The 17,938-nt window shown below is 70.7% G+C and carries 16 protein-coding genes; 8 read left to right on the top strand and 8 right to left on the bottom strand.

Going from position 1 to position 17,938, the window contains the following annotated elements:
* Window positions 1–51: 51 nt before the first annotated feature.
* From pgl to tkt, 5 genes are read right to left on the bottom strand one after another with little or no spacing between them, the layout of a single operon-like run.
* On the bottom strand, window positions 52–834 hold the full coding sequence (pgl, locus tag O5O46_RS07600; RefSeq protein ID WP_269854462.1) for a 6-phosphogluconolactonase: 783 nt from the start codon (window positions 832–834) through the stop codon (window positions 52–54).
* Complete coding sequence (gene opcA, locus O5O46_RS07605; RefSeq protein WP_269854463.1) at window positions 831–1,895, bottom strand: glucose-6-phosphate dehydrogenase assembly protein OpcA; 1,065 nt, start codon at window positions 1,893–1,895, stop codon at window positions 831–833. Before opcA ends, pgl begins: the two co-directional genes overlap by 4 nt.
* Entirely contained in the window at window positions 1,892–3,418 is a 1,527-nt protein-coding gene (gene zwf, locus O5O46_RS07610; RefSeq protein WP_269854608.1) for a glucose-6-phosphate dehydrogenase, read from the bottom strand. The genes opcA and zwf overlap by 4 nt, the downstream gene beginning before the upstream one ends.
* A gap of 5 nt (window positions 3,419–3,423) precedes the next feature.
* Window positions 3,424–4,542 (bottom strand): transaldolase, encoded by a 1,119-nt coding sequence (gene tal / locus O5O46_RS07615; RefSeq protein WP_269854464.1) that lies wholly within the window; start codon window positions 4,540–4,542, stop codon window positions 3,424–3,426.
* Window positions 4,543–4,576: 34 nt separating this feature from the next.
* The gene (gene tkt, locus O5O46_RS07620) at window positions 4,577–6,655 is read right to left on the bottom strand and encodes a transketolase (RefSeq protein WP_269854465.1); all 2,079 of its coding nucleotides are present in this window, start codon (window positions 6,653–6,655) and stop codon (window positions 4,577–4,579) included.
* A gap of 403 nt (window positions 6,656–7,058) precedes the next feature.
* Between tkt and O5O46_RS07625 the strand changes: the two genes are divergently transcribed.
* From O5O46_RS07625 to O5O46_RS07640, 4 genes are all read left to right on the top strand, one after another.
* Window positions 7,059–8,003: a heme o synthase gene (locus O5O46_RS07625; protein ID WP_269854466.1), complete on the top strand. Its 945-nt coding sequence runs from the start codon at window positions 7,059–7,061 to the stop codon at window positions 8,001–8,003.
* A gap of 102 nt (window positions 8,004–8,105) precedes the next feature.
* Entirely contained in the window at window positions 8,106–8,453 is a 348-nt protein-coding gene (locus O5O46_RS07630) for a hypothetical protein (protein ID WP_269854467.1), read from the top strand.
* A 79-nt stretch (window positions 8,454–8,532) separates the two neighbouring features.
* Window positions 8,533–9,894 carry a glutamine synthetase family protein gene (locus tag O5O46_RS07635; protein WP_269854468.1) on the top strand — a complete coding sequence of 454 codons (1,362 nt, stop codon included), beginning with the start codon at window positions 8,533–8,535 and terminating at the stop codon, window positions 9,892–9,894.
* Complete coding sequence (locus O5O46_RS07640) at window positions 9,894–11,009, top strand: amidohydrolase family protein (protein ID WP_269854469.1); 1,116 nt, start codon at window positions 9,894–9,896, stop codon at window positions 11,007–11,009. Before O5O46_RS07635 ends, O5O46_RS07640 begins: the two co-directional genes overlap by 1 nt.
* Window positions 11,010–11,063: 54 nt before the next feature.
* On the opposite strand, the gene O5O46_RS07645 is transcribed toward O5O46_RS07640, so the two are convergent.
* The 3 genes from O5O46_RS07645 to O5O46_RS07655 form a co-directional block, all read right to left on the bottom strand.
* Window positions 11,064–12,038, bottom strand: a complete 975-nt coding sequence (locus O5O46_RS07645) for a COX15/CtaA family protein (RefSeq protein ID WP_269854470.1) — start codon at window positions 12,036–12,038, stop codon at window positions 11,064–11,066.
* A gap of 53 nt (window positions 12,039–12,091) precedes the next feature.
* A complete protein-coding gene (locus O5O46_RS07650; RefSeq protein WP_269854609.1) occupies window positions 12,092–12,808 on the bottom strand; it encodes an ABC transporter permease in 717 nt (238 codons plus the stop codon).
* A 235-nt stretch (window positions 12,809–13,043) separates the two neighbouring features.
* On the bottom strand, window positions 13,044–13,970 hold the full coding sequence (locus O5O46_RS07655; protein ID WP_269854471.1) for an ABC transporter ATP-binding protein: 927 nt from the start codon (window positions 13,968–13,970) through the stop codon (window positions 13,044–13,046).
* A 161-nt stretch (window positions 13,971–14,131) separates the two neighbouring features.
* Here O5O46_RS07655 and O5O46_RS07660 point away from each other — a divergent pair, with 161 nt between their 5' ends.
* The 4 genes from O5O46_RS07660 to O5O46_RS07675 are packed head-to-tail and all read left to right on the top strand — an operon-like array spanning window position 14,132 to window position 17,931.
* Complete coding sequence (locus O5O46_RS07660) at window positions 14,132–14,962, top strand: helix-turn-helix transcriptional regulator (RefSeq protein ID WP_269854472.1); 831 nt, start codon at window positions 14,132–14,134, stop codon at window positions 14,960–14,962.
* A complete protein-coding gene (gene sufB / locus O5O46_RS07665; RefSeq protein ID WP_269854473.1) occupies window positions 14,959–16,380 on the top strand; it encodes a Fe-S cluster assembly protein SufB in 1,422 nt (473 codons plus the stop codon). The genes O5O46_RS07660 and sufB overlap by 4 nt, the downstream gene beginning before the upstream one ends.
* A gap of 55 nt (window positions 16,381–16,435) precedes the next feature.
* Complete coding sequence (gene sufD, locus O5O46_RS07670; RefSeq protein ID WP_269854474.1) at window positions 16,436–17,605, top strand: Fe-S cluster assembly protein SufD; 1,170 nt, start codon at window positions 16,436–16,438, stop codon at window positions 17,603–17,605.
* Window positions 17,602–17,931, top strand: coding sequence for a non-heme iron oxygenase ferredoxin subunit (locus tag O5O46_RS07675; RefSeq protein WP_269854475.1), 330 nt, complete (start codon window positions 17,602–17,604; stop codon window positions 17,929–17,931). The genes sufD and O5O46_RS07675 overlap by 4 nt, the downstream gene beginning before the upstream one ends.
* Window positions 17,932–17,938 lie beyond the last annotated feature (7 nt).

The following is a 17,938-nucleotide window of genomic DNA, read 5'->3' on the forward strand; positions in this document are numbered from 1 at the left end:
CGCGAAGAGGGTCCGGGGCAGCAACCCCGGACCCTCTTCGCGTCGGTTCCGTCAGGCGGACGCCAACGGATACAGCTGCTTGGGCAGTTGGGCCGCCGCGGCTTTGTCCAGCAGCCACAGCGTCCTGCCACGGCCGTGCGCCCCGGCGGCCGGGGCCTGTATCTCTCCCGCGCCCGACAGTGCGATGGCGACGGCGTTGGCCTTGTCCTCGCCGGCCGCCAGCAGCCACACCTCACGCGCCGCCCGGATCGCCGGAAGCGTCAGCGAGATACGGGTCGGCGGCGGCTTGGGCGCTCCGCGCACCCCGATGACCATCCGCTCCGTCTCCCGTACCCCCGGGTGCTCCGGGAACAGCGAGGCGACATGGGTGTCCGGGCCGACGCCCAGCATCAGCACGTCGAACGTCGGCACCGGGCCGTGGTCCTGCGGCCCCGCGGCCTTGGCCAGCTCCTCGGCGTACGCCTCCGCGGCGGCGTCCACGTCATTGCCGAACGGGCTGTCCGAGGCGGGCATCGGGTGCACCCTGGCCGGATCCAGTGGCACGGCGTCCAGCAGCGCGGCCCGCGCCTGGGTGTAGTTGCGGTCCGGGTCGCCCTCCGGCAGGAACCGCTCGTCGCCCCACCACAGGTCAAGCCGCGACCAGTCCACCGCGTCCCGGGCCGGCGCCTCGGCGAGCGCCGCCAGCAGCGCGTTGCCGTTGCGCCCGCCGGTGAGCACCACGCTGGCCGAGCCGCGGGCGGCCTGGGCGTCGACCACCTTGGTGATCAACCGGGCCGCCGCGGCCTTCGCCATCAGCTCCTTGTCGCGGTGCACCACGACCTGGGGCGGGGTCACTTCGCCTTCTCCGTACCGGAGTCGGCGGGCTTCCCCGGCGCCTCAGCGGCCTTCTTCGCGGGCGCCGCGGCCTTCTTCTCCGGCTTGTGCGCACCGTTGGACGGCGGCCGCCCGGCCGAACCCTCCTGCGTCGACTGGACGTTCAGCCGGTCCACGCCGAACTGCACGGAGGAGCGGTAGATCTCGTCCGGGTCCAGCCTGCGCAGTTCCTCGGCGATCAGCTCGGCGGTCTCCCGCCGCTTGAGCGCCACCCGGCGGTCCGGCTGACCCGGCATCGCCAGCTCCGCCAGCGCGCCGTCGGCGCGGTCCAGGCAGATCGTGCCGTCCGCGGTGGTCATCCGTACCGCGGTCAGCCCCGGACCGTCCGAGACCCGGCGCTCCACCGGCACCTTCAGCCGGTCGGCGAGCCACATGCCGAGCAGCTCGGTGCTCGGGTTGTACGGCTCGCCCTCGACCACCGCGGCGCTGATCGCCGAGTGCTTCTGGTCCAGCGCCGCGGCCAGCATGCTGCGCCACGGGGTGATCCGGGTCCAGGCCAGGTCGGTGTCGCCCGGGGAGTAGGAACCGGCGCGCACCTCCAGCGCGGCGACCGGGTCCTCGGCCGAGGCGGCGTCGGTGATCCGGCGCTGGGCAAGCTTGCCCAGCGGGTCCTCGGCGGGCTTGTCCGGGGCGTCCTCCGGCCACCACACCACGACCGGCGCGTCCGGCAGCAGCAGCGGCAGCACCACCGACTCGGCGTGGCCGGACAGCTCACCGTGCAGCCGAAGCAGCACCGTCTCGCCGGTGCCCGCGTCGGAGCCGACCCGGACCTCGGCGTCCAGCCGGGACTTGGCGCGGTCCCGCGGGGTGCGGCCCGGCCGCCTGATGACGACCAGGATCCGCGACGGGTGCTCCCGAGAGGCGTCACCGGCCGCCTTGAGGGCGTCGTAGGCGTTGCCCTCGTCGGTGACGATGACCAGCGTGAGCACCATGCCCACCGCGGGGGTGCCGATGGCCCTGCGGGCCTCGATCAGACCCGAGTTGATCTTCGAGGAGGTGGTGTTGGTGAGATCGATCTTCATGGCCGGCGCCAGCTCCTGCCGTCTCGTGCGAGCATCTCGTCCGCCTCCACCGGCCCCCAGGTTCCGGCGGGGTACTGGGCGGGCTTGCCGTGCTTCTCCCAGTACTCCTCGATCGGGTCGAGGATCATCCAGGAGAGCTCGACCTCCTGGTGGCGCGGGAAGAGGTTGGCGTCGCCGAGCAGCACGTCCAGCAGCAGGCGCTCATAGGCCTCCGGGCTGGACTCGGTGAAGGACTCGCCGTAGGCGAAGTCCATCGTCACGTCCCGCACCTCCATCGAGGTGCCCGGCACCTTGGAGCCGAACCGCACCGTGATGCCCTCGTCCGGCTGGACCCGGATGACCAGGGCGTTCTGGCCGAGCTCCTCGGTGGCGCCGGACTCGAACGGCAGGTACGGCGCGCGCTTGAAGACCACCGCGATCTCGGTGACCCGGCGGCCGAGCCGCTTGCCGGTGCGCAGGTAGAACGGGACGCCCGCCCAGCGGCGGTTGTTGATGGTCAGCTTGATGGCGGCGTAGGTGTCGGTCTTGGACTTGGGGTCGATGCCCTCTTCCTCCAGGTAGCCGAGCACCTCCTCGCCACCCTGCCAGGCGTGCGCGTACTGGCCGCGCACGGTGTGCTTGCCCAGGTCCTCCGGCAGCTGGACGGCGCTCAGCGCCTTGAGCTTCTCGGTCACCAGCGCCTTGGGGTGGAAGGAGCCGGGCTCCTCCATCGCGGTCAGCGCCAGCAGCTGGAGCAGGTGGTTCTGGATGACGTCACGGGCCGCGCCGATGCCGTCGTAGTAACCGGCCCGGCCGCCGATGCCGATGTCCTCGGCCATGGTGATCTGTACGTGGTCGACGTAGGACCGGTTCCAGATCGGCTCGAACATGGTGTTGGCGAACCGCAGCGCCAGGATGTTCTGGACCGTCTCCTTGCCCAGGTAGTGGTCGATCCGGAAGACGTCCACCGGCTCGAACACCTCGTGCACGACCCGGTTGAGCTCCTGGGCGCTGGCCAGGTCGTGGCCGAACGGCTTCTCGATGACCGCGCGCCGCCAGGAGTCCCCGGAGCCCTGCGACAGCCCGTGCTTCTTGAGCTGCTGGACCACCTTGGGGAAGAACTTCGGCGGTACGGAGAGGTAGAAGGCGAAGTTGCCGCCGGTGCCGCGGGCCTTGTCCAGCTCGTCGATGGTGGCCCGCAGCGTCTCGAAGGCGTCGTCGTCGTCGAACTCACCGGGTACGAACCGGAAGCCCTCGGCGAGCTGCTGCCAGACCTCCTCGCGGAACGGGGTCCGCGCGTGCTCCTTGACCGCGTCGTGCACGACCTGGGCGAAGTCCTCGTCCTCCCAGTCGCGGCGGGCGAAGCCGACGAGCGAGAAGCCCGGCGGCAGCAGTCCGCGGTTGGCGAGGTCGTACACCGCGGGCATCAGCTTCTTACGGGACAGGTCGCCTGTGACCCCGAAGATGACCAGGCCCGACGGCCCCGCGATGCGCGGGAGCCGTCGATCCTGAGGGTCACGCAGCGGATTGCCGCTGGTGGTCACTGTTCTCACGCCTCCGAAGGGGCGAGGCGCTTCAGCTCCGCCTCGGTGGACTTGAGCAGGTCGTTCCAGGACGCCTCGAACTTCTCCACGCCCTCCTCCTCCAGCAACTGGACCACGTCGTCGTAGGAGATCCCGACCGCCGCGAGCGCGTCGAGGTCGGCCTTGGCCTGCTCGTAGGTGCCCTGGATGGTGTTGCCGGTGATCTCGCCGTGGTCGGCGGTGGCCAGCAAGGTGGCCTCCGGCATGGTGTTGACCGTGTTGGGGGCGACCAGCTCGGTCACGTACAGGGTGTCCGGGTACGCCGGGTCCTTGACGCCGGTGGAGGCCCACAGCGGACGCTGCTTGTTGGCACCGGCCTTCTCCAGCGCGAGCCAGCGCTCCGAGGAGAACACCTCCTCGTACGCCTGGTAGGCGAGCCGGGCGTTGGCCAGAGCCGCCTTGCCGCGCAGGGCCTTGGCCTCGTCGGTGCCGATCTTGTCCAGCCGCTTGTCGATCTCGGTGTCCACCCGGGAGACGAAGAACGAGGCGACGGAACGGATCTTGGACAGGTCCTGTCCGGCCGCCTTGGCCTTCTCCAGACCGGCCAGGTAGGCGTCCATGACCTTGCGGTACCGCTCCAGGGAGAAGATCAGCGTGACGTTGACGCTGATGCCCAGGCCGATGACCTCGGTGATCGCGGGCAGGCCGGCCTCGGTCGCCGGGATCTTGATGAGCGTGTTCGGCCGGTCGACCAGCCAGGCGAGCTGCTTGGCCTCGGCGATGGTGGCCCTGGTGTTGTGCGCCAGGCGCGGGTCGACCTCGATGGACACACGGCCGTCCTGGCCGTCGGTGTCGTCGAAGACCGGGCGCAGGACGTCGGCGGCGTCCCGGACGTCCGCCGTGGTGATCATCCGGATGGCCTCTTCGACGGTGACCTTGCGGGCGGCGAGGTCGGCGACCTGCTGCTCGTAGCCGTCGCCGCCGGAGATGGCCTTCTGGAAGATGGACGGGTTGGTGGTGACACCGACGACATGGCTGTCGTCGATCAGCTCCGCGAGGTTGCCGGACGTGATCCGCTTGCGGGACAGGTCGTCCAGCCAGATCGCGACGCCTTCTTCGGAGAGGCGCTTGAGTGCGTCTGTCATGGGTTTTGCATCTCCTCGTAAGGTCGTTGAGAGGTCAGCGGTTCGCGGCGGCGATGGAGTCGCGGGCGGCGTCGACGACCGCCTCGGAGGTGAGACCGAACTCGCGGTACAGCACCTTGTAGTCGGCGGAGGCGCCGAAGTGCTCAAGGCTGACGATGCGTCCGTCCTCACCGACGAACTTGTGCCAGGTGAGGCCGATTCCGGCCTCGACTGCCACCCGCGCCTTGACGTTGGGCGGCAGAACGTGGTCGCGGTAGGCCTGGTCCTGCTCCTCGAACCACTCCACCGACGGCATCGAGACCACCCGGGTCGGGACGCCCTCGGCCTGGAGCGCCTCGCGGGCCTCCACGGCCAGCTGGACCTCGGAGCCGGTGCCGATCAGGATGACCTGGGCCTGGCCGCCCTCGGCGTCCAGCAGGACGTAACCGCCCTTGGCGGCATCCTCGTTGGCCTCGTACGTCGGCACGTTCTGCCGGGTCAGCGCCAGACCGTGCGGGGCGGGCTTGGCGGAGTGGCGGCGCAGGATCTCCCGCCAGGCGATGGCGGTCTCGTTGGCGTCGGCCGGACGGACCATGTTCAGGCCGGGGATGGCGCGCAGCGCGGCCATGTGCTCCACCGGCTGGTGCGTCGGGCCGTCCTCGCCGAGGCCGATGGAGTCGTGCGTCCACACGTAGGTGACCGGCAGCTTCATCAGCGCGGCCAGGCGCACCGCCGGACGCATGTAGTCGGAGAAGACCAGGAAAGTGCCGCCGTAGATACGGGTGTTGCCGTGCAGCGCGATGCCGTTCATGGTCGAGCCCATGGCGTGCTCGCGGATGCCGAAGTGCACCGTGCGGCCGTACGGGCTGGCCTCCGGCAGCGGGTTGCCCTCCGGGAGGAACGACGACGAGGCGTCGATGGTGGTGTTGTTCGACCCGGCCAAGTCGGCCGAGCCGCCCCACAGTTCGGGGATCACCGCGCCCAGCGCCTTGAGCACCTCACCGGAGGCCTTGCGGGTGGCGATCGCCTTGCCGGGGGCGAACGCCGGCAGGGCCTGCTCCCAACCGGAGGGCAGCTCACCGGCGTTGATGCGGTCGAAGTCGGCGGCGCGCTCGGGGTTGGCGGTGCGCCACTCCTCGAACCGCTTGTTCCAGGTGCTGTGCGCCTCACGGCCCCGGTCGGCCACCGCGCGCGCGTGCGCCAGGACCTCGGGGGCGACCTCGAAGTGCTGCTCCGGGTCGAAGCCCAGCACCCGCTTGGTGGCGGCGACCTCGTCGGCGCCCAGCGCGGAGCCGTGCGCGGCGGCGGTGTTCTGGGCGCTCGGCGCGGGCCACGCGATGATGGTGCGCGCGATGATCATCGAGGGGCGCTCGGTCTCCGCCTGGGCGGCCTTGAGCGCCTGGTACAGCGCGTGCACGTCGAGGTCGCCTTCGGCGGACTGGGTGACGTGCTGGACGTGCCAGCCGTACGCCTCGTAGCGCTTGGCGACGTCCTCACTGAAGGCGGTCTCGGTGTCGCCCTCGATGGAGATGTGGTTGTCGTCGTAGAGCGCGACCAGGTTGCCGAGCTTCTGGTGCCCGGCAAGCGAGGACGCCTCCGCCGAGACGCCCTCTTCCAGGTCACCGTCGGAGACGATGGTCCAGATCGTGTGGTCGAACGGGGACTCGCCCGCCGGGGCCTCGGGGTCGAACAGGCCGCGCTCGTAGCGGGCGGCCATGGCCATGCCGACCGCGTTGGCGATGCCCTGGCCGAGCGGACCGGTGGTGGTCTCCACGCCCACGGTGTGGCCGTGTTCGGGGTGGCCGGGGGTGCGCGAGCCCCAGGTGCGGAAGGACTTGAGGTCGTCGAGTTCCAGGCCGTAACCCGACAGGTAGAGCTGGATGTAGAGGGTCAGGCTGGAGTGGCCGCACGACAGGACGAAGCGGTCACGCCCGGTCCAGTCGGGGTTGGCCGGATCATGCCGCATCAGCTTCTGGAACAGCAGGTAGGCGGCGGGTGCGAGGCTCATGGCCGTGCCCGGATGGCCGTTTCCGACCTTCTGGACGGAGTCCATGGCCAGTACCCGGGCGGTGTCCACGGCCCGCTTGTCCAGATCGGTCCAGTCGAGGTCTGCGGTGGTCGGCTGCGTGCTCACCCTGGGTCAGGGCTCCTCTCCACATTTTCTCCAACGCCGTCAGCCCTTGCGGCCACCGGCGATTTCGAGCCTACCCTCGTACGGGCGGGCGTTCGGCCCCGTCTCAGGCAACGGCAGGCCGACTTTGTTCATTCCCGGTACATAGTCTCTCCCGTCGGTTCCAGCGTGGTCCATGGGGGCTGCTTCCGCCCGGTGGACTGCGCGGAACGGCCGCGTGAATGTCACCTTGCGTGTCGCCGCCGCACCGCCTCCCCGCCACGCACGAGGCTCTACGCCAACACGGGTGCCCCCCGCGACAGGTCCCGTAACAGCAACGTCTAGAGTGGCGTGGTACGCGCAGGGACTTACCCGGTCTTCACAACTGGGAGGGCCTTGCTGGTCTTTCTTCCTCTCAGAGGTGTTCGTGACGGCCGTCGAAACCCGACCCCCCGGGGTCGTCGGGACGAGCCCTGGGCACCGGCCCTTCGGGGCGCGGGTCAAGGCGTTCGTGGAGCTGACCAAGCCGCGCATCATCGAGCTGCTGCTGATCACCACGGTGCCGGTGATGTTCCTGGCCGCGCACGGCGTACCTGACCTGTGGCTGGTGCTGACGACGGTCGTCGGCGGCTACATGTCGGCGGGTGGCGCTAACGCCCTGAACATGTACATCGACCGCGACATCGACGCGCTGATGCACCGCACCGAGCAGCGCCCGCTGGTCACCGGCATGGTCTCGCCGCGCGAGTGCCTGGTATTCGGCATCTCCCTGTCGGTGGTCTCGACGGTCTGGTTCGGCCTGCTGGTCAACTGGCTGTCGGCCGCGCTGTCGCTCACGGCCATCCTGTACTACGTCTTCGTCTACACGCTGTGGTTGAAACGCCGTACCACGCAGAACATCGTGTGGGGCGGCATCGCGGGCTGCCTGCAGGTGTTCATCGGATGGTCGGCGGTGCGCGACGAACTCGCCTGGGCGCCGTTCGTCCTCTTCCTGGTCCTGTTCTTCTGGACGCCGCCGCACTACTGGCCGCTGTCGATGAAGGTCAAGGACGACTACGAGCGGGTGGGCGTGCCCATGCTGCCGGTGGTCGCGGGCAACCTGGTGGTGGCCAAGCAGATCCTCGCCTACAGCTGGGTGATGGTGCTGGTCTCGCTCACCCTGTGGTGGCCGCTGGGCGCCACCGGCTGGCTGTACCCGGTGGCCGCCACGCTGCTCGGCGGCTTCTGGCTGAAGGAGGCGCACGCGCTGTACTCCCGCGCGAAGAACGGCGTGACCGGCCCCAAGCTGAAGGAAATGCGGCTGTTCCACTGGTCGATCACCTACGCGACGCTACTGTTCGTGGTCGTCGCCGTGGACCCCTTCGTGCGCTGATCACCGCTGCCCCGCCACGGTGTCCCCGCCCTCTTCCGTGGGCTGGGACACCTTTTCCGTTGGGCCTTCCAGCAGTGATTACTCGCGGGTAGCATTCTGTTCATGGCAGAGACCGAGGCCCCGCACCGCACCCCCGACGCCCGCGCGGAGCGCCGGGCGCACAGACTCGCCCAGCAGATCGGCGCCTTCGCGCGCGACCACGGCGGCAGCGCCGAAGGCCAGATCGCGTACATCGGCGAGGCCGGTACCCGCATCGTCCTGGTCGGCGAGGACGGCGGTTGGGGCGACCTGGTGGCCCCCTCGTACCACGTCGCCGAGCGCGCGGTGGAACTGTCCGGAATCACCGTCCATGAGGACTTCGACGGCGAGTTCGCGGCCAAGGTCCGTACCGGGCCCTACGAGTGGACGAGGATGGCCGGAATTCAAGTGGGCGGACCCGCCAACACCTGACACCCATCCGTCCCGTTAGCACCATGGACACGATCAAACCCAAGTTGATCGTGAACCGGACCTGGACTAGGGGAGTTGCATGGGCGCGCGGGAAGTACGGGAACAACGGCACCGGCTCGCGCGCCAGGAGGCGGCACGGCTCGGTGCCGAGGGCATTCACGCGGTCGCCCTCACCTGGGTGGACAACGCCGGGGTGACCAGGGTCAAGGCGGTGCCCACCAGCCGTCTCGCGCACGCCGTGCGGCACGGCGTCGGCATGTCACCGGTGTTCGACGTCTACACCTCCGACGACGCGATCGCCGCGGTGCCCGAACTCGGCCTCGGCAGCCCCGACGGCGACCTGCGGCTCATCCCCGACCTCGACCGCCTCACCACCCTTGCCGCGCAGCCGGGTTGGGCCTGGGCGCCGGTCGACCGCCACGACCAGCAGGGCGACCCGCACCCGGGGTGCGCGCGGCTGTTCGCCCGCCGCATGGTGGCCCGGGCCAAGGAGCGGGGGCTGGAAGCGCGCATGGGGTTCGAGACGGAGTGGATGGCCATGCGGCCCGGGGAGCCGCCCACCCCGTCCACCTCGGCGCCCGCCTACGGGATGACCCGGATCGTCGAACTGTCCGACTACGTGCGCGACATCGTTCAGGCGCTCGCCGCCGAGCACCTGGAACTGCTCCAGATCCACCCCGAGTACACCCCGGGCCAGTTCGAGATCTCCACCGCCAGCGCCGATCCGCTGCGCGCCGCCGACGAGTTGATCCTGGCCCGCGAGACGGTACGGGCCGTGACCCGGCAGCACGGGCTGCGCGCCTCGTTCGCGCCCACCGTCGTCGCCGGACAGGTGGGCAACGGCTGCCATCTGCACCTGAGCCTGCGCCACGACGGCGAGGACATCTTCCGCGGCGGCGCGGGCAGCCACGGGCTGGCCGGCGCCGCCGAGGCCTTCCTCGCCGGGGTGCTGGACGCGCTCCCGGCACTGATGGCGATCGGCGCCCCCTCACCCGCCAGCTATCTGCGGCTGGTGCCCTCGCAATGGGCCGGCGCCTTCCAGTGCTGGGGGGTGGAGAACCGGGAGGCCGCGCTGCGGCTGGTGCCCGGCCCGCCGGACGAGGCCGGCAGCGCCAACGCCGAGGTCAAGTGCTTTGACGCCGCGGCCAATCCGTACCTGGTGGTGGGCGCGGTCATCGCCGCCGGGCTGCACGGCATCGACGCGGGCCTGAAACTCCCCGACCCGGTACAGGGCGACCCGGCCACCACCGCGCCCGACACCCCCCGGCTGCCGCGCTCGCTGACCGAGGCGGCGGACCGCTTCGCGCAGTACGAGCCGCTGCGCAGCGCACTGGGCGAGTCGGCGCACGGCGCGGTGCTCGCGGTACGCCGGGCGGAGGCGCGGCAGTTCGCCGACGCCGACCCGGAGCGGATCGCCTCGGCCGTCCGCTGGCGCTACTGATGGCCGAACCGCCGTCGCTGCCACCACTGGTCGACCACCACTGCCACGGGGTGGTACGCCACGACCTCGGCCTCGGCTCGTTCGAGCCGTACCTCACCGAGGCGCAGGCGCCCGCCGCACGCGGCACCACCTACTTCGACACCCAGACCGGGTTCGCGGTGCGCCGCTGGTGCCCGCCGCTGCTCGGGCTGGAACCGCACTGCCCACCCGCGTACTACCTGGCCCGCCGCCGCGAACTCGGCGCGTACGAGGCGACCCGGCTGCTGCTGCGCGGCACCGGCATCGGAACGTTCCTGGTGGACACCGGCCTGCCCGGGGACCTGACGGAACCGGCCGAACTCGCCGCGGCGGCAGGCGGATCCGCCCGGGAGGTCGTGCGTCTGGAGACCCTGGCCGAACAGGTCGCCGACACCTCCGGCACCGCCGCCGCGTTCGTCGCCAACCTCGCCGAGGCGGTGCACACCGCGGCGCAGGCCGCCGTCGGTTTCAAGTCAATCGCCGCCTACCGGTACGGCCTGGCGCTGGCCCCCGACCCCCCGCGCCCCGCCGAGGTGCGCCGCGCCGCGCAGGAGTGGCTGGCCGCGCGTTCCACCGGTGGCCGGGTCAGCGACCCGGTACTGCTGCGGCACCTGCTGTGGACCGCGGTCGCCACCGGGCTGCCGCTGCAACTGCACACCGGATTCGGCGATCCGGACCTACGACTCGACCAGGCCGACCCGACGCTGCTCACCGACTTCGTCAGGGCCGTGGACGGACTCGGTACGGATCTGGTGCTGCTGCACGGATATCCGTACCACCGGCAGGCCGCCTATCTGGCGAACGTGTTCCCGCATGTCCACGCCGACGTCGGGCTGTCCCTCACCCACACCGGGGCGCGGGCGGCGGCGGTGCTCGCCGAGACGCTGGAACTGGCGCCCTTCGGCAAGGTGCTGTTCTCCACCGACGCCTACGGGCTGCCGGAGCTGTACGTGGTCGGCGCCCGGCTGTTCGCCGAGGCGCTCCAGCGGCTGCTCACCGGCTGGGTCGAGGAGGGCGCCTGGGCCGCGTCGGACGCGGCCCGCGTCGCCGTGATGATCGCGGCGGACAACGCCCGGCGGGTGTACCGGCTGCCGTGACCGTCGCCGGGCCCGGCGCACCGGAAGGGGCCTCGCCCCGAACACCGTGGAGCCTCAGACGGCGGCCGGAACGGCCGGGTCCTGCGCCGGGATCTCCGCCGCGCCCGCCTGGTACGGGCGCTCGCGCAGCGACAGCGCCACCCGCAGCACCGCGATCCACACCAGGCACGAGCCGAGCATGTGGATGCCCACCACCAGCTCCGGCAGGTGCGTGAAGTACTGGACGTAGCCCACCACGCCCTGCGACATCAGTACCGCGAACAGCTCGACCACCCGCCGCCGGGCGGCGGTTGGGCCGCCCACCGCGCGCAGCACGAACCACAGTGCGACGGTCAGGCCGATGACGACGTACACGAAGTCGACGTGCAGCTGGGTGATCTCCCGCCAGTCCACCGGGATCCGGTGCACGGTGTGCGCATCGCCCGCGTGCGGACCCGCGCCGGTGACCAGCGTGCCGACCACGATCAGCAGCCCGGCCGCGGTGACCAGCAGCCACGACAGCTGGCGTACCGGCCGCACCACCAGGTCGCGCACCGGTCCGTCGCCCTCCCGCGAGCGTTGCCACATCAGCAGGGCGACGGTCAGCAGCGCCGTCGCCGACAGGAAGTGCGCGCCCACGGTGTACGGGTTCAGACCGGTCAGCACGACGATGCCGCCGAGCACCGCGTTGCTCATCACCAGCCAGAACTGCGCCCACGCCAGCTTGGTCAGGCCGCGCCGCCAGGGGGTACGGGCGCGAGCGGCGATGATCGCCACGCCGACGACCACGCACAGCACGTCGGTCAGCATGCGGTTGCTGAACTCGATGATGCCGTGCAGGCCCATCGCCTTCGTAGGCGTCAGACTCTGCGGGGTGCAGGTCGGCCACGTCGAGCAGCCGAGACCGGAGTCCGTCAGCCGCACCGCGCCACCGGTGACCACGATGACCACGGCCATCACCACGGTGGCGAGCGCGGCCCGCTCCACGAACTTGGCGGAGGGCTGCCAGCGCTCGGCGATCAGCGCGAAGGGATTGAGCGATTTCGGCACCCGCCCATCGTAGGCGGGGCGCTTGTGCATTCCTTCACGAGGGTCGGTTGCAACTACTCCCAGCGGAAGAAGCGTGCCGCCGCGGCCAGCCCGAGCACCGCCCACACGGCCAGGACCGCCAGGTCCGACCAGGGCGTTCCGGCCCCGTGCTGGAGCACCCCGCGCAGTCCGTCCGACAGCGCGGAGATCGGCAGCAGATCGAGCGCCGAGCGCACCCCGGCCGGGAACTTGTCAAGCGGCACGATCACGCCGCCGCCGACCAGCAGCAGCAGGAAGACCAGGTTGGCGGCGGCCAGTGTCGCCTCCGCCCTGAGCGTTCCGGCCATCAGCAGCCCGAGCCCGGAGAACGCCGCCGTGCCGAGCACGAGCAGCAGCACCACCGCCACCGGGTTGCCGTGCGGCGACCAGCCGAGCGCCAGCGCGATCACCGACAGCAGTACGACCTGGAGGACCTCGGTGACCAGCACGGAACCGGTCTTCGCGGTCATCAGCGCCCAGCGCGGCAGCGGCGAGGCGCCGAGCCGCTTGAGCACCCCGTACCGTCGCTCGAAGCCGGTCGCGATGGCCTGGCCGGTGAAGGCGGTGGACATCACGGCGAGCGCCAGCAGGCCGGGGGCGAGGAAGTCCACCCGCTTGCCGGCACCGGTGTCGATGATCGGCACCGCGCTGAACAGCACCAGGAGCACGGTCGGGATCACGATGGTCAGCAGCAGCTGCTCGCCGTTGCGCAGCAGCATCCGCGTCTCCAGCGCGGTCTGCGCGCCGATCATGCGGGGCAGCGGCGCCGCGCCCGGGTCCGGGGCGAAGGTGCTCGGGGATGCGGCGGTCACGAGCGCAACTCCTTGCCGGTGAGTTCCAGGCTGTGCTTCTCCGGGGGACGCCCCCCGGGCCCCCGGCCGGTTGGTGCGTACCCGGTCACGAGCGCAACTCCTTGCCGGTGAGTTCCAGGCTGTGCTTTTCCGGGGGGACGCCCCCCGGGCCCCCGGCCGGTTGGTGCGTACCCGGTCACGAGCGCAACTCCTTGCCGGTGAGTTCCAGGAAGACGTCCTCCAGCGTGCGGCGCTCGACCGCTATGCGGTCCGGCATCACGCCGTGCTGGGCGCACCAGGAGGTGACGGTGGCCAGCATCTGCGGGTCGACCTTGCCCTCCACCCGGTAGTTGCCGGGGGTGAGTTCGGCCGCCGCGCTGTCCGAGGGGAGCGCCTTGAGCAGCGAGAGCAGGTCGAGGCCGGGGCGCCCGGAGAACCGCAGGGTGTCCTCGGCGCCGCCCCGGCACAGCGCCTCCGGGGTGCCACGGGCGATCACCCTGCCGCCGTCCACGATCGCCACGTCGTCGGCGAGCTGCTCGGCCTCGTCCATGAAGTGCGTGGTCAGCACGGTGGTCACCCCGTCGGCGCGCAGCTCGCGGACCAGGTCCCAGGTGGCCCGGCGGGCCTGCGGGTCCAGACCCGCGGTCGGCTCGTCCAGGAAGACCAGTTCCGGTCGGCCCACCACGGCCATGGCGAGCGCCAGCCGCTGCTGCTGCCCGCCGGACAGCCGGCGGTACGGGGTACGGCCGCAGGAGCCGAGGCCGAGGCGTTCGATGAGCAGCGCCGGATCGATCGGGTTGGCGTGCAGCCTGGCGGTGTGCCGCAGCATCTCCTCGGCGCGCGCGCCCGGATAGACGCCGCCGGACTGGAGCATCACCCCGATGCGGGGACGCAGCCGCGCCGACTGGGTGACCGGGTCGAGTCCGAGGACCCGCACCGTGCCGGCGTCGGGGCGGCGGTATCCCTCGCAGGTCTCGATCGTGGTGGTCTTTCCGGCGCCGTTCGGTCCCAGTACGGCGGTGAGGGACCCCCGGGGGACGGACAGTTCGAGCCCGTCCACCGCGGTCTTGGCCCCGTACCGCTTCACCAGGCCGACGACCTCGACCGCGGGGGTGCTCTGCATGAGCCCGAGTTTAGGGAGCCGTCGGGCGGCGTCGGCACGGGGTCCGGGAAAGTCGCCGCGCGGGTTCGGCGAGTGAGGTTCGCCTTACGTGACGGACCTAACCGGCGCGGTGATCCATCCGCCGCTTGTCGTTGTGCGGGGAATTACGCAACAATGGCGTTGTGAAATACACGGGCAAGGTAGCGCACGAGAAGGCGACCGCCGCCGCGGCCGTCGCCTCCGTCGCGCCCGCGCCCGAAGGCAGTGAGGCCGAGGCCCACCGCGGCACCCGTAACCGGGTGGCCCGCTCCATCCTCGACCACGGCCCGTCCACCGCGGCCGACCTCGCCGAGCGGCTGGAGCTCACCCCGGCGGCGGTCCGCCGCCACCTGGACGCCCTGGTGGCCGAAGGCATCGTCGAGCCCCGGGAGCAGCGGGTCTACGGATCACGCTCCCGCGGTCGCCCGGCGAAGGTGTTCGCGCTCACCGACTGCGGCCGGGACGCGTTCTACCAGGCGTACGACCAGCTCGCCGCCGACGCGATGCGCTGGATCGCGCAGAGCGCGGGCGACGGGGAGGCCGGCGAGGCGGCGGTGGCCGCGTTCGCCAGGGCCCGCGCGGCGGGCCAGGCCGAGCGGTACCGCACCGAGGTGGAGGCCGCCGCCCCGGAGGACCGGGCCAGGGCGCTCGCCAAGGCGTTGACCGAGGACGGGTACGCTGCTACCACGCGCAGTGCGCACGCCTCCGCCGGTGAGCAGCTCTGCCAGCACCACTGCCCGGTGGCTCACACCGCCGAGAAGTTCCCGCAGCTGTGCGAGGCGGAGGCCGAGGTCTTCTCCCGCCTGCTCGGAACCCATGTGCAGCGTCTGGCCACCATCGCCCACGGCGACGGTGTGTGCACGACGTTCATTCCGAAAGCACCACAAACCAAAGCACCACAAACCAACACGTCCGACAGCGCACCTGCGTCCGCATCCGCATCTGCCAGGAAGTCCGGGAGGAACCCCGCATGACTGCTCCCACGGAGACCACTCACCCGGAGCTCGAAGGCCTGGGCACCTACGAGTACGGCTGGGCCGACTCCGACGTGGCGGGCGCCTCCGCCCGGCGCGGCCTTAGCGAAGCGGTCGTCCGCGACATCTCGGCGAAGAAGAACGAGCCGGAATGGATGCTGAAGCTGCGGCTCAAGGGTCTGAAGCTGTTCGAGAAGAAGCCCATGCCCACCTGGGGCTCGGACCTCTCGGGCATCGACTTCGACAACATCAAGTACTTCGTGCGCTCCACCGAGGCGCAGGCGGAGTCCTGGGAGGACCTGCCCGAGGACATCAAGAACACCTACGACAAGCTGGGCATCCCGGAGGCGGAGAAGCAGCGGCTGGTAGCGGGTGTCGCCGCCCAGTACGAGTCCGAGGTCGTCTACCACAAGATCCGTGAGGACCTTGAGGAGCAGGGCGTCATCTTCCTGGACACCGACACCGGCCTCAGGGAGCACCCGGAGCTGTTCAAGGAGTACTTCGGCACCGTCATCCCGGCCGGTGACAACAAGTTCGCCTCGCTGAACACCGCGGTGTGGTCCGGCGGCTCGTTCATCTACGTGCCGAAGGGCGTGCACGTGGAGATCCCGCTGCAGGCTTACTTCCGGATCAACACCGAGAACATGGGCCAGTTCGAGCGGACGCTGATCATCGTGGACGAGGACGCCTACGTCCACTACGTCGAGGGCTGCACCGCGCCGATCTACAAGTCCGACTCGCTGCACAGCGCGGTCGTGGAGATCATCGTCAAGAAGGGCGCCCGCTGCCGCTACACGACCATCCAGAACTGGTCGAACAACGTCTACAACCTGGTCACCAAGCGCGCCGTCGCCTACGAGGGCGCGACCATGGAGTGGGTGGACGGCAACATCGGCTCCAAGGTGACGATGAAGTACCCGGCCGTCTACCTGATGGGCGAGCACGCCAAGGGCGAGACGCTGTCCATCGCCTTCGCGGGCGCCGGCCAGCACCAGGACGCGGGCGCCAAGATGGTGCACATGGCGCCGAACACGTCGTCCAACATCGTCTCCAAGTCGGTGGCGCGCGGCGGCGGCCGTACCTCGTACCGTGGCCTGATCGAGATCGGCGAGGGCGCCAACGGCGCCAAGTCCAACGTGCTGTGCGACGCGCTGCTGGTGGACACCATCTCGCGGTCCGACACCTACCCGTACGTGGACGTCCGCGAGGACGACGTGTCGATGGGCCACGAGGCGACCGTCTCCAAGGTCAGCGAAGACCAGCTGTTCTACCTGATGAGCCGCGGCCTGAGCGAGACCGAGGCCATGGCGATGATCGTCCGGGGCTTCGTCGAGCCCATCGCGCGCGAGCTGCCGATGGAGTACGCGCTTGAGCTCAACCGGCTGATCGAGCTGCAGATGGAGGGCGCGGTCGGCTGACCCCCGCCCGACCGCAGCGACGACTCCCTTACCAAGAGAAAGTTCTACGACAGCCATGGCTGAAACGATCCCGGCCGGTAGCACCACCGACGGTGCGATCCAGGTTGGCCAGCCCGCCGACGCGCGGGTCAGCGCCGCCCCGTCCTACGACGTGGCCGACTTCCCCGTGCCGCACGGCCGCGAGGAGGAGTGGCGCTTCACCCCGCTGGAGCGGCTGCGCGGCCTGCACGACGGCACCGCCGAGGCCACCGGTGGCCTGCGGGTCGAGGTGACCGCCCCCGAGGGCGTCACCGTCGAGACCGTGGACCGCACGGATCCGCGGCTCGGCAAGGCGGGCAAGCCGGTCGACCGGGTGGCCGCCCAGGCGTACAGCTCCTTCGAGAAGGCCTCGGTCGTCTCGATCGCCAAGGACGCCGTGCTGACCGAGCCGGTCCGCATCTCGGTGCACGGCGAGGGCGGTGTCGCCTACGGCCACCAGGTGGTCGAGGTCGGCGCGTTCGCCGAGGCCGTGGTGGTCATCGACCACACCGGCGACGCCACGCTGGCCGCCAACGTCGAGTACCTCATCGGCGACGGCGCCAAGCTCACCGTCGTCTCGGTGCAGGACTGGGACCGCCAGGCCGTGCACGTCGCCCAGCACACCGCGCTGGTCGGCCGGGACGCCAGCTTCAAGTCGGTGATCGTCACCTTCGGCGGCGACGTGGTACGGCTGCACCCGCGCGTCGTCTACGGCGCCCCGGGCGGTGAGGCCGAGCTGTACGGCCTGTACTTCACCGACAACGGCCAGCACCAGGAGCACCGCCTCTTCATCGACCACGACACCCCGCACTGCCGCTCCAACGTGGCCTACAAGGGCGCGCTGCAGGGCAAGGACGCGCACGCGGTGTGGATCGGCGACGTGCTGATCCGCGCGGTCGCGGTGGGCACCGACACCTACGAGCTGAACCGGAACCTCGTCCTCACCGACGGGGCCCGGGTGGACTCGGTCCCCAACCTGGAGATCGAGACCGGCGAGATCGTCGGCGCCGGGCACGCCTCGGCGACCGGCCGGTTCGACGACGAGCAGCTGTTCTACCTGATGGCCCGCGGCATCCCGCACGACGAGGCGCGCCGTCTGGTGGTCCGCGGCTTCTTCGCCGAGCTGGTCCAGCACATCGGCCTGCCCGACATCGAGGAGCGGCTGCTGGCCAAGATCGAGCAGGAGCTGGAGGCGTCCGTCGCATGACCGCCGCCAATGGCTTCGTCCGCGTCTGCGCGCTGAGCGAGCTCGAAGACGACACGCCCAAGCGTGTCGAGGTCGGCGACACCCCGGTCTCCATCGTGCGTACTGAGGGCGAGGTGTTCGCGATCAACGACGTCTGCTCGCACGCCAACGTCTCGCTGTCCGAGGGCGAGGTGGAGGACTGCCAGATCGAGTGCTGGCTGCACGGCTCCAGCTTCGACCTGCGCACCGGAAAGCCGTCCGGGCTGCCCGCAACCCGGCCCGTCCCCGTATACCCCGTCAAGATCGAAGGGGACGACGTGCTCGTCTCCGTCACCCAGGAGTCCTGAGGCACCC

The sequence above is a fragment of the Streptomyces sp. RPT161 genome (genome assembly GCF_027533845.1).
GTDB lineage: Bacteria > Actinomycetota > Actinomycetes > Streptomycetales > Streptomycetaceae > Streptantibioticus_A > Streptantibioticus_A silvisoli_A.

Coding starts and splice junctions, on each gene's coding strand:
- sufB (WP_269854473.1), top strand. CDS start 14,959: ATGACTGCTCCCACGGAGACCACTCACCCGGAGCTCGAAGGCCTGGGC.
- O5O46_RS07635 (WP_269854468.1), top strand. CDS start 8,533: ATGGGCGCGCGGGAAGTACGGGAACAACGGCACCGGCTCGCGCGCCAG.
- O5O46_RS07640 (WP_269854469.1), top strand. CDS start 9,894: ATGGCCGAACCGCCGTCGCTGCCACCACTGGTCGACCACCACTGCCAC.
- O5O46_RS07655 (WP_269854471.1), bottom strand. CDS start 13,970: ATGCAGAGCACCCCCGCGGTCGAGGTCGTCGGCCTGGTGAAGCGGTAC.
- O5O46_RS07675 (WP_269854475.1), top strand. CDS start 17,602: ATGACCGCCGCCAATGGCTTCGTCCGCGTCTGCGCGCTGAGCGAGCTC.
- O5O46_RS07650 (WP_269854609.1), bottom strand. CDS start 12,808: ATGATCGGCGCGCAGACCGCGCTGGAGACGCGGATGCTGCTGCGCAAC.
- sufD (WP_269854474.1), top strand. CDS start 16,436: ATGGCTGAAACGATCCCGGCCGGTAGCACCACCGACGGTGCGATCCAG.
- O5O46_RS07630 (WP_269854467.1), top strand. CDS start 8,106: ATGGCAGAGACCGAGGCCCCGCACCGCACCCCCGACGCCCGCGCGGAG.
- opcA (WP_269854463.1), bottom strand. CDS start 1,895: ATGAAGATCGATCTCACCAACACCACCTCCTCGAAGATCAACTCGGGT.
- tal (WP_269854464.1), bottom strand. CDS start 4,542: ATGACAGACGCACTCAAGCGCCTCTCCGAAGAAGGCGTCGCGATCTGG.